The 25,043-nt window shown below is 58.7% G+C and carries 21 protein-coding genes and 3 pseudogenes; 6 read left to right on the top strand and 18 right to left on the bottom strand.

Going from position 1 to position 25,043, the window contains the following annotated elements; all coding sequences use genetic code 11:
• Positions 1 to 5: 5 nt before the first annotated feature.
• The 14 genes and pseudogenes from KMP13_RS16695 to tssA form a co-directional block, all read right to left on the bottom strand.
• Positions 6 to 2,117: a type VI secretion system Vgr family protein gene (locus KMP13_RS16695; protein ID WP_215267115.1), complete on the bottom strand. Its 2,112-nt coding sequence runs from the start codon at positions 2,115 to 2,117 to the stop codon at positions 6 to 8.
• A gap of 60 nt (positions 2,118 to 2,177) precedes the next feature.
• Positions 2,178 to 4,775, bottom strand: coding sequence for a type VI secretion system contractile sheath domain-containing protein (locus KMP13_RS20985; RefSeq protein WP_353055724.1), 2,598 nt, complete (start codon positions 4,773 to 4,775; stop codon positions 2,178 to 2,180).
• 519 nt (positions 4,776 to 5,294) lie between these two features.
• Positions 5,295 to 5,792 (bottom strand): annotated as a pseudogene (tssB, locus tag KMP13_RS20645) (type VI secretion system contractile sheath small subunit); the annotation flags it as partial.
• Positions 5,785 to 6,645: an ion transporter gene (locus KMP13_RS16685; protein WP_215267113.1), complete on the bottom strand. Its 861-nt coding sequence runs from the start codon at positions 6,643 to 6,645 to the stop codon at positions 5,785 to 5,787. The gene KMP13_RS16685 and the pseudogene tssB (KMP13_RS20645), both read right to left, overlap by 8 nt.
• A gap of 29 nt (positions 6,646 to 6,674) precedes the next feature.
• The gene (locus KMP13_RS16680) at positions 6,675 to 7,628 is read right to left on the bottom strand and encodes a hypothetical protein (protein WP_215267112.1); all 954 of its coding nucleotides are present in this window, start codon (positions 7,626 to 7,628) and stop codon (positions 6,675 to 6,677) included.
• A gap of 38 nt (positions 7,629 to 7,666) precedes the next feature.
• Positions 7,667 to 10,387, bottom strand: coding sequence for a type VI secretion system ATPase TssH (gene tssH, locus KMP13_RS16675; protein ID WP_215267111.1), 2,721 nt, complete (start codon positions 10,385 to 10,387; stop codon positions 7,667 to 7,669).
• Between the two features lie 13 nt (positions 10,388 to 10,400).
• Positions 10,401 to 11,426 (bottom strand): type VI secretion system baseplate subunit TssG, encoded by a 1,026-nt coding sequence (gene tssG, locus KMP13_RS16670; protein ID WP_215267110.1) that lies wholly within the window; start codon positions 11,424 to 11,426, stop codon positions 10,401 to 10,403.
• Positions 11,390 to 13,267 carry a type VI secretion system baseplate subunit TssF gene (tssF, locus tag KMP13_RS16665; protein WP_215267109.1) on the bottom strand — a complete coding sequence of 626 codons (1,878 nt, stop codon included), beginning with the start codon at positions 13,265 to 13,267 and terminating at the stop codon, positions 11,390 to 11,392. The genes tssG and tssF overlap by 37 nt, the downstream gene beginning before the upstream one ends.
• A gap of 3 nt (positions 13,268 to 13,270) precedes the next feature.
• A complete protein-coding gene (tssE, locus tag KMP13_RS16660) occupies positions 13,271 to 13,768 on the bottom strand; it encodes a type VI secretion system baseplate subunit TssE (protein ID WP_215267108.1) in 498 nt (165 codons plus the stop codon).
• A complete protein-coding gene (locus KMP13_RS16655) occupies positions 13,761 to 14,564 on the bottom strand; it encodes a type VI secretion system accessory protein TagJ (RefSeq protein ID WP_215267107.1) in 804 nt (267 codons plus the stop codon). Before KMP13_RS16655 ends, tssE begins: the two co-directional genes overlap by 8 nt.
• A gap of 71 nt (positions 14,565 to 14,635) precedes the next feature.
• Positions 14,636 to 15,139 (bottom strand): Hcp family type VI secretion system effector, encoded by a 504-nt coding sequence (locus KMP13_RS16650; RefSeq protein WP_215267106.1) that lies wholly within the window; start codon positions 15,137 to 15,139, stop codon positions 14,636 to 14,638.
• Positions 15,140 to 15,206: 67 nt separating this feature from the next.
• Positions 15,207 to 16,703, bottom strand: coding sequence for a type VI secretion system contractile sheath large subunit (gene tssC / locus KMP13_RS16645; protein WP_215267105.1), 1,497 nt, complete (start codon positions 16,701 to 16,703; stop codon positions 15,207 to 15,209).
• A gap of 14 nt (positions 16,704 to 16,717) precedes the next feature.
• Positions 16,718 to 17,230, bottom strand: coding sequence for a type VI secretion system contractile sheath small subunit (gene tssB / locus KMP13_RS16640; protein WP_215267104.1), 513 nt, complete (start codon positions 17,228 to 17,230; stop codon positions 16,718 to 16,720).
• A 69-nt stretch (positions 17,231 to 17,299) separates the two neighbouring features.
• Positions 17,300 to 18,358 (bottom strand): type VI secretion system protein TssA, encoded by a 1,059-nt coding sequence (gene tssA / locus KMP13_RS16635; RefSeq protein ID WP_215267103.1) that lies wholly within the window; start codon positions 18,356 to 18,358, stop codon positions 17,300 to 17,302.
• A 175-nt stretch (positions 18,359 to 18,533) separates the two neighbouring features.
• On the opposite strand from tssA, the gene KMP13_RS16630 reads away from it, so the two are divergent.
• The 6 genes from KMP13_RS16630 to KMP13_RS16605 are packed head-to-tail and all read left to right on the top strand — an operon-like array spanning position 18,534 to position 22,713.
• Positions 18,534 to 19,382, top strand: a complete 849-nt coding sequence (locus tag KMP13_RS16630; RefSeq protein WP_215267102.1) for a hypothetical protein — start codon at positions 18,534 to 18,536, stop codon at positions 19,380 to 19,382.
• Between the two features lie 35 nt (positions 19,383 to 19,417).
• A complete protein-coding gene (locus KMP13_RS16625) occupies positions 19,418 to 19,846 on the top strand; it encodes a hypothetical protein (protein ID WP_435370369.1) in 429 nt (142 codons plus the stop codon).
• 3 nt (positions 19,847 to 19,849) lie between these two features.
• The gene (locus KMP13_RS16620; protein ID WP_215267101.1) at positions 19,850 to 20,467 is read left to right on the top strand and encodes a MotA/TolQ/ExbB proton channel family protein; all 618 of its coding nucleotides are present in this window, start codon (positions 19,850 to 19,852) and stop codon (positions 20,465 to 20,467) included.
• A 4-nt stretch (positions 20,468 to 20,471) separates the two neighbouring features.
• Complete coding sequence (locus KMP13_RS16615; protein WP_215267100.1) at positions 20,472 to 20,882, top strand: ExbD/TolR family protein; 411 nt, start codon at positions 20,472 to 20,474, stop codon at positions 20,880 to 20,882.
• Positions 20,879 to 21,286 (top strand): ExbD/TolR family protein, encoded by a 408-nt coding sequence (locus KMP13_RS16610; RefSeq protein ID WP_215267099.1) that lies wholly within the window; start codon positions 20,879 to 20,881, stop codon positions 21,284 to 21,286. Before KMP13_RS16615 ends, KMP13_RS16610 begins: the two co-directional genes overlap by 4 nt.
• Complete coding sequence (locus KMP13_RS16605) at positions 21,283 to 22,713, top strand: DUF4384 domain-containing protein (protein ID WP_215267098.1); 1,431 nt, start codon at positions 21,283 to 21,285, stop codon at positions 22,711 to 22,713. The genes KMP13_RS16610 and KMP13_RS16605 overlap by 4 nt, the downstream gene beginning before the upstream one ends.
• 97 nt (positions 22,714 to 22,810) lie before the next feature.
• Here KMP13_RS16605 and KMP13_RS16600 read toward each other — a convergent pair.
• From KMP13_RS16600 to KMP13_RS20980, 4 genes and pseudogenes are all read right to left on the bottom strand, one after another.
• Positions 22,811 to 23,411 (bottom strand): annotated as a pseudogene (locus KMP13_RS16600) (transposase).
• Between the two features lie 63 nt (positions 23,412 to 23,474).
• Entirely contained in the window at positions 23,475 to 24,224 is a 750-nt protein-coding gene (locus KMP13_RS16595) for a transporter substrate-binding domain-containing protein (RefSeq protein ID WP_215267097.1), read from the bottom strand.
• A 34-nt stretch (positions 24,225 to 24,258) separates the two neighbouring features.
• Entirely contained in the window at positions 24,259 to 24,552 is a 294-nt protein-coding gene (locus KMP13_RS20640) for a hypothetical protein (RefSeq protein ID WP_251363911.1), read from the bottom strand.
• 61 nt (positions 24,553 to 24,613) lie between these two features.
• A pseudogene (locus KMP13_RS20980) lies at positions 24,614 to 24,859 on the bottom strand (ABC transporter permease subunit); the annotation flags it as partial.
• Positions 24,860 to 25,043 lie beyond the last annotated feature (184 nt).

The following is a 25,043-nucleotide window of genomic DNA, read 5'->3' as shown; positions in this document are numbered from 1 at the left end:
ACCACCTAGTTAATCATCGTCAGGCCACCCTTTAGGGTAAGCATTGCATCGCCTTTGACCGTCGTCATCGGGGCTTTGGCTTCCACCATACCACTGCCCTCGATCTTGATCATCGGTCCTTTGATTGTCACACCGGAATTGTCGATCTTGACCGAGGACGCACCGACCTGCAGCAAGATCTCCATCCCCGCCGTCATCTTGACCTTCCCGGCCGTCACATCCACCGTCAGATTGCCAAGCTTCACGGTTTCCTTGTGATCGCCCATCTCGATGGTTTCCGTTTTGTCGCCCATCTTGATCGTCTCGGTCATGTCGCCTTTTTCGATGGTCTCGATTTTGTTGCCCGTCTTCACGGTTTCGGTCCGATCGCCCTTGTTGACTGTCTCGGTGACATGTTCCTCAACCGTCATCACATAGGATTTGTCATCCGCCGACGTCACCTCGGGCGAGGGAGCCTCCAGACCGATCGTCACCGTTGACCGGTCCTTGATCAGCATCTGATGGTCTTTTTGCGCCTGAACGCGCATCAGCTCACTGTCTTTTTTATCGTCAAACATCAATTCGTTATAACCACCGCCCCCTTTGGAGGAGTTGGTCTTGATCCCCAATTGCGTCTGATCATCCGGGTATGTGTAAGGCGGCATCGTGTCCTTGTTGAACAACATCCCCGTACAGATCGGCCGATCCGGGTCACCTTCCTCAAACTGGATCACCACTTCCTGACCCATGCGCGGGATCGCAACCATGCCCCAGTCTGTTCCGGACCATGGCGTCATCACCCGCACAAAACACGAGGATTTCTCGTCCTTCTTTCCTTCGCGATCCCAATGGAACTGGATCTTGATCCGCCCATGTTCGTCGGTCCAGATCTCTTCGCCGCTTGAGCCCACAACCGTCGCCGTATGCAGACCGCTGATCTCAGGCCAGGCGGTCACCAGCGGGGCGCGGAACTGCTCGGCCTTTTCGATCGCCCCAAAGGTGGAGGAATATGAGTCCCCGGCAACTTCTTCGGGGAATTCCAAATTCGCAGGCTTGATATCGCGCCGCATCTCGCCCTGATCGCTGTCCTTGGTCTTGCGCTGTTCCCGTTCGGAATAGTCGCCTGACACTTGCAGATAATGCGTCGCATCCGTCACCAGATACTCGCCGTTCAAAACCTTGTCCGGGTGTTCTTTCAGCTTGAACGTATTGCCGGTCCCCATTGTGCGCACATTGGACGCACCGCGCCAGCGCTTGTAGCGGATCGCCTCAGCCTCCATCCGCACCCGCGCCTGTTTGTTCCCCAGCCCGGTTTCCTTGCGGTAATGGCCGGGATAGTCATAGAATTCGAAACTCTTATGATTGTGCGAGCCTTTGGGAATGGCACTGCTGACCTCCAGCCCCGCAGAGGGGGTCAGGAAATCAAAGTCATTCAACGACACTTTCCCGGTGGTCAGGTTCTCTGCCATCGACAGTTCTGAGATATGATCCTCGCGGCGGCGGTCATTGTCATCACGCGCATGAAATTCGATATCCGCATGGCCCGCGACCGGCGAATGCGCACTGATCCCATCGCATAGGATCATCTTCTCCACCGTGTCAGCACCGCTTTCGCTGTCGAAATAAAAGTAGATCCCCTCTTCTTCCATCAACCGACAGATAAAGTCGTAGTCGCTTTCGCGGTATTGCACGCAATATTCACGCACCTCATAGGTCTCGCTCAGCTTGTCTTGGAAATCGCTGAACCCATGATCGCTAAAGATCTGTTTGATGATCTGAACGGCGGTCTTTTCCTGGAACACACGGCAATCCGTAGTACGCGTCAACAGCCACAGCCAAGGGCGCACCTCTGCTACATAAAGCCCGTATCCATCGCGAAACCCCATGTTTTCGATGGACACACACAGGCCTGCAAACCGGCGCTCGGTCTTGTCCGCCGCGCTCACATGCAGGTTCATGGTTTTGCCGACCAATTGATCCAGCTTCACCGCTTTGTTCTTGGACTGGATCTCGATTGTGGTTTCGGTCAGTTGGCTCAACCCCTCCCGCACAATCGCCCGCTTCATGAACAGATCTTTCACCGAATAGCTGCCCGCCATCCAGACCATGTCACTTTCGTGGGATTTACTAACTACCATGTCTCCTCCTTCCGGGATCGGAGGCTTGCGAGCGTAAATTCGTCATATCTCGCCTCATCATCACAAATCATCCAACAATGCGGCAAGCTCCGCATCAAAATCATCCTCACCCTCGCTGGTCACGTCTGCATCCGGCGTGGTGTCGTCAAAACCGGCCAACAGTGCATCCAGTTCTGCATCCAGATCTGCCGGATCCTCTGCATCAGCGGGTGCCTCCGACGCAGGCGCGGTCGTATCAGGCGCGGGTTCTGGCGTGGCCGTGACCTTGGGCGGCGATGGCGGCGGCGGTGGAATATCGCTCCACGGACCAGCCAAAACCCCGCCACTGACCGCCATGAAAGAGGTCAGCCGCACTTCATCGCGCCCTTTGACCGCCGACACGGCCATAAACCCACGTTCCTTGGCGGCGGCGATCTTGTCCAGATCTATGTTGCGCTCGGTACATGGCAGCGCCACCTGATCGCCAAAGCGGTCCAAAACATAGTGATAGGGCATCTCACCCAAGGACATGATCGAGCCCAGATTCAACCCCGGACCGTTCTCCTTGAACGAACGCGCCATCAGGACCGCAGCCAGGGCAACCGGATTGCCCCACAACATGCCTTTCAACCCTTCGGATTGGGAAAACTCTTCAAAATCAAACTCGTATATCGGATCGGTTTTGGCACCATAAGGTCTGCGCAACAGGAAACGCGGCGACACCAGGCCAAGGTGGCTGGCCTCGGCCATGCCGGTCAATGTATCCCAAGCCTCTGCCACCAGTTTGGGCCGCTCTTCCTTTGCGCTTGCCAGGAATGTGGGCGCAATCGCCGTCAGAAACGGCGCATCCACATGGGCCGCAACCCGCGCCAAACGTCCCAACAGCTCCGCATGGGGGGGCGTTTCCTCAAACGTATAAAGCCCGACAATCGCCGAATAGCCGCCGCGCCCCAATTCCGGATCCATCGGCTCATCGGTCAACAGCCGCAAAAACCCGCTTTGTGTCAGGTCTTCCTCTGCCGCCAGATCCGCCGCCAACTCCTCGGCTGAGACGTCATAGAGCATCAATTCAAGCGTATCGTCGGTCTGGATCGACCGCGCCATCAGATCCAGCGTGCGCCACTGCGCCTCAACCGCCTGAAACTCCGGATGGTGCAAGACCATGCGCATCGCATGGGTCAAGGATTGCGTCACCGCACCCGCCATCGCCGTGGCATTGGGATCGGGCAAGGCACGGATATGGGGCCCCACCACCCGCTGCAGCAATTCCTCAACCGGGGAACTTTCGACGGCTTGCGGCGTGGTATCGCCAATCAACCTTTGAAAATCGCTCAACCGCAGATCGGCGGGAACAGTTGTCGCCGAGGACGTCAACCGGGGTGCCGCCGCCGGGGTGCCGTATTTCTCACCCCAGGCTTTTAGCGATTTCGCCGCATGATCCGCAGTCGCACCGCTGGACAGTTGCTGTTTCAACCCGGCCAATTCCGAAAACAAATCCAGCTTTTCATACAGCTCATCCGGGTGCAGATCATCCAACCCGCCCAAAGGCACGTTCAAAATCGCGCCGTCTTTGCCGATGGGCAAGGCCAGATCCCCGGCAAAACCCTCGATCACCTCTTCAACCGTATCCACATCCAACAACTGCGCGGGCCGGTTGGCCAAGTCATCGCCGATCCCCAGCACGCTTTTGGCAGAACGGCCAGAAAAATCCCCCAAAACCGCAATCCGGAAGCGCCGGCGTTTCAACTGCTCTGCAGCCGGGCGCGTGGCGGACATTGTGCCAAAAGGAAACTCAATAGCGTCCCGCGCAGGTGCGACGGTTGTCTCGGACGCACCCTCTGTCGCCGCGTCCAGATCAAGCGCATCCAACAGCCCCGCCAGATCATCATCCACGTTTTCTGGCGCATCCGCCAAAAGCGCATCCAGATCCGCCTCTCCGTCACCTTCGTCGCTGCTTTCGATATCAGACAGCAGATCATCCAGCCCTGTATCGCCTGCGTCGTCGTCAAGACCCAGATCGCCCAGCAAATCGTCCAATCCCAGATCATCCGACGCGTCTGCGGCTGGCTCAGAGGTCCCCTCGGGCTCATCATCAAGGCCCAAATCGGCAAGGATGTCATCCAGACCCTCACCCGCCTCCGCACCCTCAGTTTCGGTGTCCGTCAAGTCCCCCAACAGGTCATCCAGACCAAGGGCATCTTCCACCGCAGCAGGCTCATCCTCAGCCAAAGCCGCCAGCATCTCAGTCACATCATCGTTGGGGGGCGTCTCATCCACATCAGACGACAGATCACCAAGGATATCGGCGAGCTCATCCGATGAATCCTCTTCTCCTTCGCTCACGAGGTCGCCCAGAATATCATCCAGCTCGGCCGCCGAACTCTCTTCGATCTCAGTCGCGGGTGCGAATGTGTTTAACGCATCTCCAGCTTCATCACGCGTAGACCCCTCAACCACGTCTGCGCACTCCAGACCCGCCAGAATTTCCGCGACCCCTGCCCCATCTTCCTCAGTCGGCGCGGGGTCCAGCTCGCCCAGTAAATCACCCAGATCAATGTCAACCTCGGATATCTCCTCCGGAGCGGCATCTGCCAGCGCGGCTAGGGTCGCTACAGCTGCATCAGTGGGTTCGGGCGCATCCGGAACAGCCGCTGCCAGCTCAGACAGAACGTCGCCCACATCGGCCTCATCCCCTTCCAAACCCTGTGGTGCGGCAGCGCTCAACTGCTCTAACACATCAGTGGCCGTGTCCTTGTTTGCGCTCTCCTCAGCCGTCTCAATCGCCGCCAAATCGCCGAGGATATCTGCAACATCATCCGCCACGTCGCTTGCTATCTGCACCCCTGCATCCGCAACGCCCGCCAAAATCCCGTCCGTATCAACCACATCGCTGGCGGTCTCTGTCGGCGCTTCGGCCCGCAATGCGTCCAGAACCCCTTCGGCGGCAGACTCTTCTGGCCCCTCATCAGGTGCCGCATCGGCAAGGGCACCCAAAACATCTGCGGCCGTATCGCTGACCACAGGCGATGACGGCGCGGACGCCGCCAATCCATCCAGCACCGCTTGCGCGTCGGGTTCTGGCGGCGCATTGGTGACAGGTGTTGCCGCCGCCAAGCTCGCCAGAGCCGCAGCAGTGTCATCCACCGCGTCTTCTCCATCCGGGGTCTGCGCGCGCAATTCATCCAGCACAGCCGCAAGATCCCCCGGCGCGCTGGCATCTGGCTCAAACCCGGACAACAGCTTGGGGTCTTGCAGGATCTTCTCCACCAGCGCCTCGGCCCCCGCCTTGCCGTCCATATAGGCCAACAGGGTTGTCAACTCTTGGCGCGCTTGTAACAGCGGTTTCAGCGCATCAACCTTGGCGGCAATCGCACCAGGAGAGAAATCCTCAAGGCTCTCAAAGGTCAGATCAACCGGCAGATTGCCCTCACCGGTCAGTGTATTTGGCACCGAAAACGCCGCACGCGGTGCCATGGCCCGCATGCGCGCGTCAAAATTGTCGACATCAATTTCCAGAAATGTCCGGTCCGCAACAGCGGGCTGCGCCACCTGGGATTTGCCCACCAGATCGCTCATTACCCCCATAACAAATGGCAGCTGCACCTTCTTTTCCGCGCCATAAAGCTCAACATCGTATTCAATCTGAACACGCGGCGCGCGATTGCGGGCGATGAATTTTTGCGAACTATCAGCCATCCGTGCCTCCTTTGAGGGCGGCAACTTCGCGGCGCAAGGCTTTGATTTCCTCGTGCAGCGCCAGCACATGGGCGTCGACCATATCGGTCTCGGTCCGGACCAGATCGCGCAGTTTTTCAAACTCCTGCTCGGCCTCTTCCTCCACGGCGGACTGCATGGTGTTGACCAACAGACCGATGAACAGGTTCAGGACCGAGAAGGCGGTGATGATGATAAACGGCACAAAAAACGCCCAGGCCGCCGGATAGGTCTCCATCACCGGGCGCACGATGCCCATCGACCAGCTTTCCAATGTCATGATCTGAAACAAAGAGTACAGCGACCGGCCAAGGGTGCCAAACCACTCGTTGAAACTGGCGCCATACATCAGGGTCGCCATCACGCCAAAGACGTAAAAGACGATGGAAATCATAATGATAACCGCGCCCATGCCGGGCAGCGCATCCAGCAAAGCCTGCACCACTGCCCGCATCTGCGGGATCACCGACAACAGCCGCATGGCGCGAATGACGCGCAGGCCCCGCAGCGCCGACAGGCCCTGACGGTCCGGCAACAGGCCCAGGCCCACCACAACCAGGTCAAAAATATTCCAGGCCGAGGTAAAGAACCGAAAGCCATATGCGTACAACTTCAACAACAGCTCGATGACAAAAATCGCCAGAACGATATCATCAAGAACTGAGATAAAGCCGCCCGCCACAGCCATCACATGCGCCGAGGTCGAAAGCCCCAGCATAATGGCGTTGAAGATGATGATCGCAAGAATGGCATTGCCAACCTTGTCGGTTTCCACAAAGGCGCGCACCCTGTCACGCAGGGTGTTCTCACTTGGATTGGCTTGGTCTGCGTTCATCATCCCTCTCCCCGTCAGCCCTTAGCTGATCACAGAATATCCGACGCGACTTCGAAAACTTTCAGCGCGATATCGATGGCTTTCTTGACCTTTTCCGCATGGGCTTTGATCGTTTTCAGATCCAAAGTCCCTTGCGCTTCCTTGGTTTTCTTCAACGCGATATCGGCGAACTTGCGGCCGTTCTGTTCGGTCGTGTTGAATTCAATGATCTGCGAAATCATCGAATTGATCGTCGCTTCCTGCTTTTTGGTGACGGCCACGCCATCGTCTTGCAATTGCAGCAGTCTTTCCAAAGGTTTCGCCATCGACGACGCCTTTTGCCGCGCGGCGGTCAGCTTGACCTTATATTGCTTCACCGTGTCTTCAACGGCGGTGATGTGGCTTTTGCCAACCTTGCCGTCCTTGGTCGCCTTGGCCATCTTCTCCAAAGCTTTCATCAGGTCTTCGCGCACCTTGCTTTCAGTGGCGATGGCCTTTTTGACCTCTTTGGCGATGCCATAGACCGATTTGGCGACCTTGTAATATTCATCCAGTTTCGCGCCGGAACTGGCCACAAGCGCGGCGATGGACTTGCCGATTTTGACCACACCCCAGGTGATATTGGCCGCGATCTTCAGCTTCCACTTGGTATAGGCCTTGTTCTCTTTCTTGATCTTTTCCCAAGACGCTTTGATCCGGTTCTGGGCTTCTTTTTCCAGGTTGCCGACCAGTTTTTTCAGCTCGGCGTTGACCAGTTTGGCCTTCTTTTCGACCTCGGACTTGTCGCTCATCCCTTCGAATTCTTTGTCGTATTTCTGGATCGCCGGGTTGATGGCGATTTTGCGGTAGTCGTTAAGATAGGCGTAAACCGGCTCCATGATCCGGGCCAACAGCGAGGTATCGACCTCTTTGCCGGACACTTTCAGGGTGATTTTCCCATCCGGCAGATCCAGGTTCTTGGCTTGCACTGTAATCAGTTCGAAGGTTCTCGTGACTTCGGCCATTTTATAGTCTCCTCGCACGTCGGAACGCGTCCCGTGTCTTAATCAAAGCTGTAGGTGAATTCGCCGTCGGCGACGTCAATTGCGACTTTCTCGGCGTCCTTGCCTTCGATCAGGCGGCGCAGGAACTCGTTTGAGACTTCGGGCAGCATGGTATTGGTTACAATCGCATCGATCATGCGGCCGCCACTGTCGAGCTCCTGACAGCGGTTGACGATCTCTTCGACCACCGCGTCGGTATAGACAAAGGGCACGCTGTGCGCTTCTTCCACTCGTTTCTGGATCCGACCGAGCTGCAGTTTGGTGATCTCTGACAGCATATCAGGGCTGAGCGGGTAATAGGGGATGGTGACCAGACGCCCCAACAGCGCCGGCGGAAAGATTTTCAGCAACGGATCGCGCAGCGCCTTGGCAATGCCATCGGGTTCCGGCATCAGATCGGGGTCACTGCACAGATCCATGATCATCTCGGACCCGGCATTCGAGGTCAGCAGGATCAGGGTGTTTTTGAAATCAATCACCCGCCCCTCACCGTCTTCCATGATGCCTTTATCAAACACCTGAAAGAAGATCTCATGCACGTCCGGGTGGGCCTTTTCGACCTCATCCAATAGGACCACGGAATAGGGTTTGCGCCGCACCGCTTCGGTCAGAACGCCGCCTTCGCCGTAGCCGACATAACCGGGAGGGGCGCCTTTGAGCGAGCTGACCGTATGCGCCTCTTGGTATTCGGACATGTTTATGGTGATGATGTTTTGCTCACCGCCATAAAGCACCTCCGCGAGGGCCAGCGCAGTTTCGGTTTTCCCGACGCCCGAAGTGCCCGCGAGCATGAAGACACCGATGGGTTTATTGGGATTATCAAGCCCGGCGCGGCTGGTCTGGATGCGTTTAGAGATCATCTGCATCGCATGATCCTGTCCGATCACCCGTTTGGCCAGATGGGTTTCCAGGCTCAAGATGGTCTCAATTTCATCCTTGACCATGCGCCCCACGGGGATGCCGGTCCAATCGCCCACAACCGAAGCCACCGCCTGATGATCCACAATCGGCAGGATCAGCGGGCGGTCGCCTTGCAGGGTTTCCAGCTCGGCGTTTTTGTCTTTGAGCTCTTGCATCAACTTGGCGCGGTCTTCGTTTGACAAGTGGCTCTCGGTGGCGCCCTCCGCCGCTGGTGCGTTTTCGTCAACCGGTGCATCCAAGGGCGCGGCCCCGTCACGCAATGTGGCACGCAGGTCAAGGATCGCATCCACGCAGGCCTTTTCCTTGTTCCATTGCGCGGTCAGATCGGCCAGTCGCACCTCTTCCGCTTCCTTGGAGGCGGTCGCAGTCGCGCGTCGGTCCGCGACCTCATAGCCGGCGGTCTCATCACGGCCGATGATCTCCAGCTCGGTGGTCAGCGCCTCAATGCGGCGCTGGCTGTCGTCAACTTCGGCCGGGACCGCATGTTGGCTGACAGCCACGCGGGCGCACGCCGTGTCCAAGAGGCTCACGGATTTATCGGGCAATTGCCGCGCCGGAATGTAACGCGCGGACAGGGTCACTGCCGCCTCGATCCCTTCGTCCAGCACCTGAACCCGGTGGTGACCTTCGAGCATGGTGGCAATGCCACGCATCATCAGAACGGCCTTGGGGATACCCGGCTCATCCACTTTTACGACCTGGAAACGACGCGTCAGCGCCGGGTCTTTTTCGATATATTTCTTATATTCCGCCCAGGTGGTTGCGCCAATTGTCCGTAGGGTGCCGCGCGCCAATGCAGGTTTCAGCAGGTTCGCAGCGTCCCCGGTCCCAGCCGCACCGCCAGCACCGACCAGCGTGTGGGTCTCATCGACAAACATCACGATGGGAACTGGGCTTGCCTGAACCTCATCGATCACCTGACGCAGGCGGTTTTCAAACTCACCTTTCATGCTGGCACCCGCCTGCAATAGACCCACGTCCAGCACCATCAGGCGCACATCCTGCAGTGCAGGCGGCACGTCACCGCGTGCGATCCGCAGGGCAAAGCCTTCGACTACAGCCGTCTTGCCCACGCCCGCCTCACCGGTCAGGATCGGGTTGTTTTGACGGCGACGCATCAGCACATCGACAATCTGGCGGATCTCTTCATCACGGCCCACAATGGGATCAATCTCACCGTTTTTGGCCTGTGCGGTCAGGTCGGTGCAGAACTGCTCCAACGCCTCACCCTTGCCCATGGCACCCGGCGCCATTGCGCCCGAGGCTTCGCCCGGCTCAGCCCCACCCCCAACGTTTGAACCATCTTGTGGCGCCAACCCTTCTTCGGGAGAGCCATCGGTGGCGTCATGGAAGTTATCCGCCAGATCATCGGCGCCGATTTTCGACAGCTCTGGCGAGATCGAGGTGAGAATATTGCGCAAGGCCGGGGTCTTCAAAATTCCCAACAGCAAATGCCCCGAGCGCACCTGATTGGCGGAATACAGCAGCGAGCCCCAGACCCAGCCGCGCTCCATCGCGTCCATCAAATGGTCCGACAGATCCGAGATCGTCGAGGCCCCGCGCGGCAACCCATCCAGATTGCGGGTCATCTCAGCCGCGATCTTGCCGGTGTCCAGATCGTAATGGGCGATAATCCGGTGCAGGTCGCTGTCCTGTCCGGCCAACAATTGATGCATCCAATGCACCAGTTCCACATAGGGGTTTCCGCGCATTTTGCAGAAGACCGTCGCGCTTTCGACGGCCTGATAGCCCAGTTTGTTCAACTTACCAAAAAGCGCGACGCGGCTAATTTCGGTCATAACTCGTTACTCCTCACTGAGCTGTGCCAGGGTACAAATACAAATCATCTACATCCGGCTGGTCGACGTCCGGATCGGGACGCGATCGGATCCAGCTGGTGTGTCCCAACCGGGTGCTGCCACCCAATTGGCTGCGCGGGACAGCATCGCCCGCCAAGATAAGGTTCACGTCCCAATCCAGCTGATCCCCGATATAAGTGCGCACAATGGCGCGCAGCCGGCCCATCGAGTCACCACCGGGCAGCAGACGTTCGTAATCGGCCAGCGACAAGGGTCCGATCCGCAAGCGGAATTTAGAACTGCGGCTCCAGACCTTTTGACCCACATTTGTGGTCTGGCCCAACGTGCCGCGCCCCAATTGCCACAGATCATCCGGTTCCAGATGCAGCCAGCTGCCGACAAATTCCTCAAGCGTGACCGGCACGCCCAGGAATTCTTCCAGGATGGTCTCCAACCCTTCCGGATTGCGCGCGCCCTGGGACAACAGCCCCGAAAAATGCAACCGCGCCAGATCCGGCATATCATCACGGTCCGACAGCGCATCGGCGTTATATCCGCAGGCCGAGGCGATGCGGCGCGCCATCTGGTCATCATCACGGTCAAAACTATTGGCGAGCGCCCCTTGCGACCAGGCCCGGTACAACAGACCCATCAACCGATGCGTCAACATATCGGCGAACGCCACCATGGCCCCGTCGCGGTGGTTACGTTTGCGATCACGCGCATACCCGGTCAGGTGCAGCGGCAGCGGCCCCTGGGGCCCAAACAGGCCAAAGAAACGGTTCGTCAACTGAGCCGGTGCCCCGCCACCTCCCGGTTTGAAATCGGCAATGGTCGTCGGCGGAAAGGCCAGCTCGGCCTCCTGCCCCAAACGCACCGCATCCTGGCGGGGACGGCGGCTTTCGCCCAAACGCGGCGCGTCGGCGTTATGCGCTTCAAGAATGCGCAACGCCTGAAAGATATGATGTGCCTTTGGATCAGCCGCCAGACGGCCGTAAAGGCCTAGATCATCCGGCCGAGGCCCACCGTCGGACGCCATCGGGCAATCTCCCCCCGTTTTTCGGTTTTTAGGACTGTTTCAGTAAAACTGTTGATCGTGGCATAGCCGCGGAAGAACCGTTCCAGCACGGCCCCCAGGGCATAAATATTTGATCCCTCAAAGAAACTCTCATCGAACCCCAGCGTAATCTCGATCCCGCGCACGGCTGTCGACAGGATCTGGTCACTCATCCGGCGCACGATGGGCCGCGAGCTGACAGAGAGGATCCCTTCCAGCTGTTTCTCGGTCACCCGATTGCCAAGCGGCGCATACAGACCAATCAACTCCCGCAAGGCTTCGGCGGATTGGCCACGGTCCGTCTGCGCAATCGACGCGTAGTTGAGGCTGAGATGTGAGATCAGCCGCCACGCGGTGTCGCCTTGGGCCAGCGTCGGATGTGGACGCGTGGGAGACACCGGCAAGGTGATTTTCTTGATCGGACCCCCTTCGGGCAGATGGAACACATCCGCATCACCCGTGGCCAGCAACATCGGCAAATCGCGGTTGGTACACAGCGCCGTGACCGCCAATTGCTCCAGCTTCGCACTATAGGGCGCCTGCGCGCGATCCACCAACGACAGGTAGACCTCAGAACCCAGATAGGAACTGCGCACCCCGCGCAGACGTTCTTTTTCGGACCGTTGCCGCATCCGGCGTTTGATCGCGTAATAGGCTGGGTGGGTTTCACCAGCGGCGGTGAAATCATCGGCGGAATAGAACGGGCGGAACTCCACGTCATCCGCACCGGCCGCGCTGATCCCGGTGACCGATTTCAACGCATAGAGCTCGAAATCCAGCCCCGCCGTGCGGTTTGGCACCACGTGGTGTTCGGTCTCGGTCGGGGTGACGCGCACCCGGTCACAGCGTTTTTCAAACAGGTTCACCGCAGGCACGGCATTCAACATAAAGGTCTCGGGCACAACCAAAGGAGCCACCGCGTTCATCCCGTCGCGCAGCAGAATGTAGATATCGACCTCGGCGCCTTCTGCACGCGTCAAAGCCTCCCGCAGCCCCTGAAGCTCCACAAAACGGAAGCGTTCGGGCATGGCAAAGAACTCTTGCAGCAAACGGTAGCCATCAAACACCCGGCGCGGCAGCGGCAACAGCGCCTCTTCCGGGCTGAAGCCTCGTTGGACAACTTTGCCCTCGCTCACCCGGTGGGTCCAATCAGACCGCCGGTTGGTGGATTTGGCGGTGATCCCCTGCACCTGAGTGCACAGAAGTTCCAGCAACGGCCAGCTGTTGCCCGCCCCGCTGGACAAAAACAGCGTCAAACGATCCATGTCCAGATCGCGGATCGGCTCCCCGTCACTGCGTTTCAGACGCAGGCGAATACCGGCGCGCGCATCAACATTGGCGGCCACTCCGGCTGCCACCAGATCACCGCGACCACTGATATATTGCGCCTCAGTGATCTCGATCGGCCACATCACGGTGTCTGCAGCGGTGCGAAACTCGCAGGCGGTCTGCGCCCCGTCGGTCAGACGCGAGCGCAGCACAGAGCCACGAGGCAGTTTAAACCCTGATTTTACAGCCGAATTCGCCTTGTCCGGTTCAAAGGCCGCAATCATCATCGACGGTGTTGGCGCCAGATAATGCGGGTAGATGATCTCAAGCAGGTTAGAGGTGAAATTGGGATATTGCAGCTCCAATTCGAGCTGCACTCGCGCCGACAAAAAGGCCACGCCCTCCAACAGGCGCTCCACATAGGGGTCCAGAACCTCGACCCCTTCCATGCCCAGACGGGCGGCGATTTTGGGATAGGCAGAGGCAAACTCCGCCCCCATATCGCGCAGGAAGGTCAGTTCAGATTCGTAATGCTCCAGCAGTCGCGTGTCCAAGGATCAGCCCCCCCGATCCACGTCGACTTCGCCGGTTGTCAGGTCGACCTTGCTGCGCAAATACAGCTCCAACGGCATCGGTTGCGCCCACATATCGGCGCGAATATCCAGACCGACGGTCATATCAGCCGCATCGGTCCCCTCGCTCAGCTGCACGTCGACCGAACCTTCGATAATGCGCGGCTCAAACTGGGAAATCGCGTTTTCAATCGACAGGCGGATCGCCTCGGCGCGTTCGCTGCCGGTGTATTTTCCCGAAACCTCCGACAGGCCGAAATTCAAAACCGAGGCCGCCGCACGGGGAAACCGTTCCGCATCAAAATGGCATTCGGCGTTTTGCGTGTTCAAGAGCCACGACAGATCCCGTTGGATGATCATCCGCAACCGGTGCAGGTCGATCACCCGACTGTCGCGCGCTTCTTTTCGATTTCCGGGATCGTTGTCGGTCAACCGATCCAAAAGGGAGGGTTGCAGCCGTTCCGCAAGAGACTTGTCAACCATCTGTGTCGGCATCTCCCGCCATCACCAGCGACCGCACATCCATCAGGGCCACATCGCTTTGATCGGTCGCCAACAACCGCTGGCCCAGCCCGACAAATGTGTCATGGCCCAAATCCTGCCACTGGGTGGCGCGGGCCATTTTGGTCGCCGCGTCGCCCTGGGCAGAGCCCGGATACCGCGTCGGGATCAAGGCCGCCAGCTCACCGCCATTGACCAGCGTCAAGACACCCGCCATCCAAACGGTGTCGCGCAGATCGCTTGGCTCTTCGATCTCAAGGCTTTGGATCTGGGCGAACGGCAGCCAGTAATATTTCCCATTGATCAGCACTTCCAACACCGGGCCAAGCCGCACATCGGCGTCGGCAACCCATTGAAAGGACACACCATTCAGCGCCCCGCTGCTGCTGGGGGCTTGGTCGAACGCTTTGGCGCGCAATGTCGCCGCCTCTTCGACGCGACCGGCGCCCAGATGTTTCTGCGCCTCGATCAGATGCGCCAGCCACGGCTCGGGCTCGCCCAGGATCAAAGGGTCCTTTTCACCGGCAAACACTTTGTCACGGTAAACTTCGCAGATAATCGCTTCGCGGTAGGTCTGCGCCATCATGGTGGCGCTTTCGTCCAGTTCCGCGCTTAATTTCAACTGGGCAATCGCCCGTTTCCAATCTCCCAGGACACACAGCAGCTGAAACAGAAAGATCCGCAGCTTTGGATTGGACGGATCCTTGCGCACACTGTCTTGCAACGCAGCCAGCGCTTTTACGGGATCGCCCGCTTTGAGATAGTCTTCGGCGGTCATGGCACGGCTCCGGGGATACTGGTTACTTGGGCCATGCCCCGCAATCGATGCGGGGCATGAAATAGTCCGGATCAGTACTCGAACTTGCCTTTTTGTACGTTCCACTTAAAGACCACTGGGCTTTCCAGCTTACCGGTCTTTTGGTTGGTGGACTTATACGTGTGCTCAATCGCGGCATAGGCCAGCGACCAGGTCTCTTCCGGGATGCCATCCGCGCTGGAGGACAGGGAATAGCTGTCGATCACCACTTCCTTGAACTTCCAAACGGAATATTCCAGCAGACCATCGGCCTGTGCGTCACCCGAGCGGCACCAGTGCATGGTGATTTCAGGACGAATTGTGCCGTTGGCCACCGATTTGGCGATCTCGTTGGAGGCTTTGCCCATCTGCGACGTCAGCTCAACCTTACCAAAGTTGGAGTTGGCGTGCATACGCTGGGTAGACCCCAGATCGCTCATCTCGACGGAGCGTTCAACGTTCCAGCTCGCCGATTCAATAACAATCCACTTTTCGTGTTTTTGCTCCATCGAATCCCCTTCGATGTCGGAGATCTCGATAAACATATTCGCAGCCATTGTGCTGTCCTTTCAAAAATCAGTAACCGTTTACGTGCGTTGAGAACCAAGGGTGATTTGTGAAATGTTAACCTCCCTTTTCTGAAGGCAATTTGGATACCAGGCGGAGCGAAATCGACAGTCCCTCCAGCTGGTAATGGGGACGCAGGAAGAACTTGGAGCTGTAGTAGCCCGGGTTGCCTTCGACCTCTTCCACAACCACTTCTGCCGCAGCCAGTGGTTTGCGCGCCTTTTCAGACTCTGACGAAATGTCAGCGTTGAAATCCACGTAGTTGTTGATCCATTCCTGCAGCCAGTTTTCCATATCCTGACGGCTCTTGAAGGAGCCGACTTTGTCGCGCACCATACATTTCAGGTAATGGGCAAACCGGCAGGTCGCGAACAGATAGGGCAGACGGGCGCCCAGGTTTGCGTTGGCGGTTGCATCCGGATCGTCATATTCGGCAGGCTTGTGCAAAGACTGCGCGCCCATGAATGTTGCCACATCGGTGTTCTTGCGGTGGATCAGCGGCATCATACCGTTTTTCGCCAGTTCCGCTTCGCGACGGTCGTCAATCGCGATCTCGGTCGGGCATTTCTGGTCCACGCCACCATCGGTGGTCGGGAAGGTATGCGATGGCAGATCCTCCAGCGTACCGCCGCTTTCAACACCGCGGATCCGCGAGCACCAGCCGTACATTTTGAACGAACGGGTGATGTTCACCGCCATGCCATAGGCCGCATTGACCCAGCCATATTTCTCGCTGCCCGCACCTGCGGTGTCTTCCTCAAAGGCGAATTCCTCAACCGGGTCGGTTTTGGAGCCATAAGGCAGACGTCCGAGGAAACGCGGCATCGCAAGGCCGACGTATTTCGCATCTTCGCTGTCCCGCAAGGAGCGCCAAGCGGCGTATTCCGGGGTCTGGAAGATCTTGGTCAGATCGCGCGGGTTCGACAATTCCGCCCAGCTGTCCATCTGGAACAGGGTTGGTTTCGCACCCGTTATCAGCGGCGCATGGGTTGCGGCTGCGATCTTGGACATCTCACCCAGCAGTTCGATGTCTGGCGGGGAATGGTCAAAATGGAAGTCCGCCACCAGCGAGCCATAGGGCTCACCACCCAATTGGCTGAATTCTTCGGTATAAAGCTTCTTGAAGATCGGGGACTGGTCCCAGGCGGTGCCTTTGAACTTCTTGAGCGTTTTACCCAGCTCTTTCTTGGTGATCGGCATCACCCGGATCTTGAGCATCTCGTCGGTTTCGGTGTTGTTCACCAGGTAGTGCAACCCGCGCCATGCGCTTTCGAGCTGCTGGAATTCCTCATTGTGGAGGATCTGGTTCACTTGTTCCGTCAGCTTCTTGTCAATCTCGGCGACAATGCTCTCGATCGAGCGCAGCGCGTCGTCCGAAATCAGCCCGGTGTTTGCCAGCGCCTGTTCGGCAAGGGTTTTGACGGCGCTTTCAACAGCCGTTTTTGCCTGATCCGACTTGGGGCGGAATTCCTTTTGCAGAAGGTTTGCAAATTCGCTGGAACCAAATGCCGCTTCGCCAGCGGCCGCTTCCTGTTGGAGATCTTGTTCAGCCATCATCCGCTCCTTTCTTATTCTTCGCTCTCATCGCTGCCCGGTTTGGACTGCGCGGCAAGGGTTTTCAAAAGGCTCGGATCCTGAATGATCTTTGAGATCAAATCCTCGGCACCGGTCTTACCATCCATATAGGTCATCAGGTTCGACAGCTGGGTGCGGGCTTCCAACAACTCGCGCAGCGGCTCGACCTTGGCGGCGATAGCGGCAGGTTTGAAATCATCCATGCTTTCAAAGGTGATGTCGACCGCCATATTGCCTTCACCCGTCAAGGTGTTGGGCACGGCAAAAGCCGCGCGCGGCGCCATCGATTTCATCCGGTCATCAAAGTTGTCTACATCGATTTCCAGGAACTTCCGGTCCGCAACAGCAGGCTGTTCGACTTCGGATTTGCCGACCAGATCGCTCATCACCCCCATGACAAAGGGCAGTTGGACCTTCTTCTCGGCGCCATAAAGCTCCACATCATATTCAATCTGGACCCGTGGCGCCCTGTTACGGGCAATGAACTTCTGTGAACTGTCGGCCATCTAGCTCTCCTTAACTCGTCACCTGATAGAGGCGAAGGGTTCGTGCCCATCGCCCTGTTCCCAATTGGGTCAATCGTCGTCTTCGATACCGCCGATCAGATTGACATTGTCGACACCCTCGGGCGCCATGTCTTTCATGATCGTCATAAAGTCTGCGCCCACCAATCGTTTGGCACGATGCAACATGATCGGCAGCGGGCTGGACGGTTCAACCCGGTCATAATAGGCAATAATGCGGTCCAACGCGTTGGACACATCCGCAGGGGTATTGATCGCACCGGGCACGCCAGCCGTCGCAGGGGCTGCAGCAACAGCGCCGCCTGTCGCTAGGGCATCATCCGCCGCAACGGGCGCATCATCTGCATCACCGGCACCGCTCATCCCGCCCAGATCGCGCATCTTGGCAGACAGCGTGCGCAGCAATTTGATCAGCGGATCCAGCTCGGGGCCCTGCCCCGGTGTCTTGTCATCAAACACGGCCGAAATCGCGCGCACGTCCGCCTCGGCCTGTTCCCACGCCGCCAGCCAACCAGCCAGCTCCTCGGCGTCACTGTCCTGAAAGGCCGCACCAACTGTTGCCGTATCCGGCGGGTTCTCCATATCGCTCGGCGCGGCAGACAGCCCTTCGGCCACCTCAATGTCGCGCAGGGAAAAGCGGCCAAAACCACGGCTGTTGGTCAAGGGCACCCGCCGCAGCGACCGGTAGACCGGCGATGGACCCGCCATCCCATCGGGCTGACCACACAGATCCTGCACCGCGTTGATCCGCATAGTGGGATCGCCATCGTCTTCATCCAGCTCGGGATGACAGCTGTCCCAGAATTGCTCCAGACAGCCCCGCACATAGGTGGTCACTTTAGCAAAGCCTTCGGGCCCATCGATGTTCAACATGGCATCCGCCAGGAACACGGCCGCACGCAATTCGTGGCTCTGCTCCAGAACCTCAACCGCCTTGGTGCGGACCTCGCGATAGTCGGGATCACTCGCCTCAATCCGCTCGTCACCCATCACCGACTCTTCGCCGGGTTTGGCCGCCAATTCCATTTCGGCAAAGACGGGATCGTATTCCAGATTTTCGCCGCTCGGCGCGGCTTCACTTTTTGATTGCAAAAGGATCTCAGGATCCATGCAATGACCCCCCAAAACTCGACAACGTGTTCAATTACGGCAAAAAACGTGACCGGCAGATCCCCTCCCGCTGCACGTCCAAACCACAGAACCCAAAACAATAACTTGACCCAGAGGAAGCCTTATCGGCATCCTAAAGTCAATTCTTTTCACGAGTTTCTGAGAGTGTCGAAATATGGCTGCGACAAGGATCGAAGGGGCGGATATTCGCGTTATGATACGCGAAGGAGCCAAGAAACGCATGTGTTTTGGGTTCTGTATGGACGCTGGCAAGGATCCGTTGCTGATGATCCAACCCGGCAATAAGCCTGAAACTCTTAGACCTTTAATGAAAAAGTCGGGCGGCACCGCGCCCATGATGTGGGGAACCTACACCGCGCGCTCTGATGTGGCCGAGATGATCTGTGAAGATTACGCAAAATCGACGCTCGGACTGTTCAAACGCTTCCTGAAACAGAATCGTCCGGGCGTGAATGTGGTCTTTGTCGACAGCGGCGGCAATATGCTCGACAGTCTCAAACCCGAAGGTGGCGGCCAGTCGGCCGAGGCCGAGGATACCGACGATCTGGATACCACCGGACAAGAAGACCAGGCCGTGCAGCCGCTGATCCGCCGTCTGAAACGGATTGAACCCCGCATCGCGCTGGCCCCCGGCAAGTTGGAGCTGAAACTCAAACGCGCGCTGGCCAAATGCGTCACCCAGATCAACAATGGTGACCTGCAACCGGCCGAAACCACCCTGACCGTGATCGAACGCGCCATCGCCCGTATCGGTGCGGATCGCGAAGACGAAGGCGCCGCCATGGACCGCGCCCAGCGGGAACAACAAGGGCGCGCCCTGCAATCCGGGGCCGAACGCGCCCGCAAACTCAGCTCCAATATCGCACGCTCCTCTGGGGGGCCTGCACGCGACAAACTGGATCGCGCCGTCCACCTGGCCGCGCGCCTTCTGAAAGACAAGAACCCCGACAAGGCAAGCGCGGTGATGGACCGGGTCGAAGCGGCGCTGACCCAACTCACCTGACATTACGCATCAAAGAAATTTGGCTGGAGAAGACGATGTTTCAACAATTCCGAGGATTTGCGATGGCTCTGACGGTGGCACTCCTGCCCGGTGCCACCATGGCCCAGGAAGCGGGGCCCCTGGGCGTCGAACTCAACAAAACAGAACAGATCGACGGCGGCGGGTGCCGGGCCTTCTTCCTGTTTCGCAATGGCTCCGGCAAATCCTTTGAAGCGTTTGAGATGTCGCTGGCCATTTTGGACCAACAGGGCGTGATCGACCGGCTCTTGTCGATCAATGCCGCCCCCCTGCCCGTGCAACGCACCACGTTGAAGCTGTTTGAAATCCCCGACATCGCCTGCGCGGATATTTCCGAGATGCTGCTCCACGATATTCCCGCCTGCACCCCCCAGAACGAGGAGTCGATGGATTGCTTCTCGATCCTGTCGCTGTCGTCCCGCGCAACCGCCCAATTGGTGCAGTAACCCATGGGCCTGCCGTTTGACACATTGGGCAACAGCGCCCCGATCCTTGTGCTTTTGTTGCTGATGTCGCTGGTCTCGATCGGCATTATCATCGCCAAGATCGTCCAGCTCTGGCCCGCCGCCGCCGGTGCCTCCAACCGCTCTGCCGCGTTGCAGGAGTGGACCGGGGGCGACCGGACCGCCGCCAGCCGCCGGATTGCCGCCTCCCGCGTGCCCGCCGACCGGGTGTTGCATTTCGCCATGTCCTCGCTAGAGCGCGGCGTGGCCGCGGGCCCGCTGGAACGTGAACTGGAACGGCGCGGCAATGAAGAAGTCAGCAAGCTCAACACCCTGATCCGCCTGTTGGAACTGATCGCCATGGTCTCTCCGCTTTTGGGTCTGTTGGGCACCGTCTTGGGCATGATCCAAAGCTTTCAGGATCTGGAACTGGCCCAAGGCGCGGCCAATGCCTCGATCCTGGCGGGGGGCATCTGGCAAGCGCTGTTGACCACCGCTGCGGGCCTGTTGGTGGCCATCCCTGCAGCAGTTGCCGCCGGTCTGTTCGCCGCCCGCATCGACCGCACCGCCCAAACCATCGAAGGCGCGGTGAGCGAGTTGATGTTGATCGAAAGCACCCGGTAGCGCGATGAAACTCACCCGTCGCCAATCCCCAAGGGCTCTGATCTCCCTCGTTCCGATGATCGATGTGATGATGATCCTCTTGGTGTTTTTCATGGTGACCTCGACCTATCTGAACCTCGATATGATCCCGGTGGTGCAGCCCGCCAGCGGGTCGGGGGCCGCCCAAGGCACCGACCGTGCCTCGCTGATGATCCGCATTTCCGCCGACGGTGGCTTTATGGCACGCGGCACATCCCTGTCGCGCGAAGATCTGCGCGCACTTCTGGCCCAAACCGCGCGCACCGCGCCGGAAACCCGGTTGCTCCTGCTGCCCTCGGGCGCAGCGCCGTTGCAATCCACCGTCGTGCTGATGGATCTGGCAGCACAATCCGGCCTGTCTGACCTGCGTATCCTACGGCTTGAGGCGCGTCCATGAAGCTGCGCCGCCCCCGTCCCCCCGTGCAATCCGACACCATTGTCACCCTGATCGACGTGGTGTTTTTCCTACTGGTGTTCTTCATGTTGATTGGGCGGATGGATGCCACAGCGCCGTTTGATGTCTCCCCACCGGTCGCGCTCAGCGGGCAGGACATGCCCACCGGCGGCGCAACCATTTCGGTCGCCCAGGACGGCGCGCTGGCCTACGCAGGCGCCGTGGTCACCCTTGCGGATCTGGGTGAGACGCTAAAACCCAATGACGCCAACCTCCGCCTGCGCATCAACGCCCACCATCTGACCGCCACCCGTCACGTGCTGCCGCTGATCACCCTGGGCGAAGAGCTTGGCTTTGCTGAGGTCGTGCTGGTGGTCACCCCAAACACCGAACAGGCGGCGCGATGAGGCACCGGACAAGCCTCTGGGCGCTGGCACTTGGCGGCTCGCTGGCGTTTCATGCTGCGGTGGTCATGGTGGCATGGCAGCAGTTCAACGCCCGCCCCATCGCGCCGCAACCCACGGTGACCAGCCAATTATCTGTCCACTCTGAACCCGTCCGCCAGGACAGCGCTCAGGCCCGTGACACATCCGGCGACGCAACGCCCGCACAAGACACACAGGGCCAGTCGCTGACCTCTGGCGCTGTGCCGCTCTCAACCGCGCCCGCCCTCGCGCCGCACACGACACCGCTGACTGCGGTCACAGATCCCAGCACGCCCCTCACCGCCAGCGCATCTCCGGTAGCGACCAGCCAACCAGCCGCCCTGCCAAGCATTTCGGCCAGCGCGGTAACCGCACCCACGGCCCAACTGGCCGCGACCCGCCTGCCGGTCGCCGATCTCCCCGCGCAACGCCCTGTGACGGCGACCCTGGCCGCATCCACCGCGCCGGTGGTGCAAGCTGCGGCGCTCACCAACACGGGCGCGCAGATCCCACTGGCGGCGATTGCTGGTGACACAACAACAACCCTCGCCCCGCCGTCCCAAACCTTGGTTGTGCAAACCCCAAGCGGCCAGGCGATCAAGGCAGAACTCGCCTTCCAAGGCGAAAGCCAGGACATCGACGCGCAATCCCTCGCCGCCTTCCAAAGCTTTACTCAACCCGGCGACCTGTCGGCCCAATCCGATCCGTTGCGCGACGGGGTGGCTCAGATCCTGGCGCAGGTGCCGTGTTCCCGGCTGCAAGTAGAATTCGACCCCGACTCCACAACGCTCAACGTACGCGGCCACCTGCCCGATCCGGGTCTCAAGGCTCCGGTGCTGGCGCTTTTACAACAACAGATGGGCAGCAATATCGCGGTCTCTGACAAGATGGCGTTGCTGCCGCGTCCCCAATGTGGCGCGCTGCAAGCCATCCAAAGCGTCGGCCTGCCGCAAAGCACTGATCAGATCACCAACCCGGCCCTGTTGGGGGCGGATGCGCACGTAAAGACCTTTGATTTCCGCGCCGGCGATCTGCTGTTTCTGGACCTGACCGGCCCGGACTACCCGGCGCATGTCTATGTGGATTATCTGGATGCGGCGGGAAACGTTCTGCACCTCAGTCCCAACGAACACGCGCCGCTGATTGAGCTGCGCGAAAAACAGCCCTTTTCCGTCGGCGCCCGTGCGGGTCAGACCACCGGGCTGCAACTGCTCATCGCACCCCCCTTTGGGCGGGAAATCGTGGTGGCCTTTGCCGCCTCGCACCCGCTGTATGACGGGAACCGCCCCTTGATTGAACCTGCCGCACCCTATCTGGACTGGCTGACGAACCGTGTCGCAGACATGCGTGCGACACATCCCGACTTCAAAGGGGAATGGGTCTATTTCCTCGTCTCGACCGGGCCATAAACCGCTGAAACCTTGGTGAGATCTTGCAAACAAAAACTAGCGCATCCATTGACGCGCCACTGGAGATTTTAATGTGACCGCAGCTTAGGTTCAGGCCTCATAGCCAACAGATGACGGTTGCGGCGAGGGCGATGGCTGACAGGAAGACCTTCTGGCAGCGGCCGTAGCGGGTTGCCACACGGCGCCAATCCTTGAGCCTGCCGAACATGATCTCGATCCGGTTGCGCCGTTTGTATCGGCGCTTGTCGTATTTAATGGTTTTCTTCCGCTGTTTCCGGTCAGGCGTCCACGCCCCCTTTCGTCGGGGCATTGTTTCACTGGACCAATGCCTAATCCTCCTTACTTCACGCCCATGCTGGTCGCTGTTCGGTGGGCCTTGAGATAAGTCGGGTCGATCATGACGGTCTTCTGTTCGCCGTGCTCGGCAGCCAGACCCACCATTATCCGGGCGAAGACGCCCTTGTCGCTCCACTGCTTCCAGCGATTGTAGAGCGTCTTTTGCGGGCCATAGGCCGCAGGCGCATCACGCCATCGTAAACCATTGCAGTTAATGAAAATAATCCCGCCCAAAACACGGCGATCATCCCCTCTCGGGACATTGCTATGCAATGACCTGCCGGGCAGTGAACGCGTGATTTCAGGAAGAAGGGTTCAAGACGCGCCATCTGCGCATCCGTCAGCCAAAATAGATCAGACATGGTCACCACTCGGTTTTTGAATCGTGAATCACGACCCTAAGCGGAAATCAATGGGTCCTGACCCTAGAGGCTGGGCAGATCGGGCAACTCTTGGCCCAACCACTTTACGGACAGCTCATTCAGAACGCCGCCCAGTTTCTTGTGCAGAACAAATACGTTGACCCACTGCTGCATGTTCGATTCACCGGATTTCACGCCGATAGACGCCGGGGACCGACGCACGATGAATTTGGTTTCCAGCGCTTTGTCCGGGTTTTCCGCGACAAGGCCGGTCGCAACGGTGTTGCCGGTCACCAGCACGTCAACTTGACCTGCAAGATAGGCCGACAGGGTGGCGGCGTTGTCACCAAAACGGATCAGCTCCGCGCCTTCAGGCAGGGCTTTGAACAATTCCAGATCTTCGATGGTGCCGCCGGTCACGCCAGGTGCTGCAAATGCGCCGGAGAAGAAGGGGGCGTAGGCAGAGGAGAACCAGACGGATTTGGCACGCTCAGGGTTTGCACCCATCGAGGAGACCACCAGATCCACAGTACCCGACGTCAGGAACGGGATACGCTGCTTGGAGGTGATCGGCTTCAGTTCCAGTTCCACACCCAGATCTTCGGCGATCAGCTTGGCGATGTCGACGTCATAGCCTTCGTGCTCGAAATCGGCACCCACCGAGCCAAACGGCGGGAAGTTTTCTGGCACACCAATGGTGATGGTGCCTTTTTCCAGAATGTCGGTCAGCTGGTCAGCCACCCCACCCAAGGGCAGCAATGCCAGCGTGCTGACGGCACCGGCGATCAAAGTGGTTTTCAACTTATTTAGCATGAGGTTACCTTTCTGTTGGACGTTTGGTTAAAAGCTATCGAGTGGCGTTGCGTGCCCGTTTGCGCTCTAGGGATTTCGACCATCGAGAGAGCGGAAAACACAGCGCGAAATAAACCAGCGCAACGATGGGAATGACGACAAAAGGTTCTGTGCCGGGCACCGGGCTGTTGGCAATTTTCTTGCCCCAGCGCACCAGGTCGGTGAAATCGATGGTATACGCCATCGAGGTGCCCTTGATCACCTGCACCATGAACCCAACGGTCGGCGGTGTGGCGATGCACAAGGCCTGCGGGGCGATCACATCCATCAGGATTTGCGGACAGCTCATGCCAAGCGCGCGCGCCTTCCCGTTGGCCGTTGGAAACGCTTTGCAATGCACCGCGCCAGACCTCGGACATATAGGCGCTGGTCAACGGCGTCAGCGACAGGCCCGCCGCCACCCAGGGTGAGACGCCGATGCGAAAGAAGGACGGCACGCCCAGCCCGATCAGGAACAAGAGCATCAGCAAGGGGATTGATTGAAACAGCCAGATATAGGCGGTGGCAAAGGCGCGTGTGCCCTTGTTTGGAACAATCTTCAGCACCGTCATGACCAGGCCAATCAGACCGTCGCCAATAAACGCCACCAGCGACAGATAGATCTGTGTACTGTGTCGCCTCCAGCAAGATAAAGATCATCTTGCCGTAGAATTCGCCAAAAAGAGATTGCAAGAACGCGGTCATCGGCTCTTCCCCCACCATGGAAAAGCTGTGCGGAACAGCATGGCAAAACCACCTTTGAATGCATCAAACGCTACAGGGCACCTCGATTTTTCACCT

Source organism: Epibacterium ulvae (genome assembly GCF_018678075.1).
GTDB lineage: Bacteria > Pseudomonadota > Alphaproteobacteria > Rhodobacterales > Rhodobacteraceae > Epibacterium > Epibacterium ulvae_A.
This window is presented reverse-complemented; position numbering and strand designations above follow the sequence as displayed.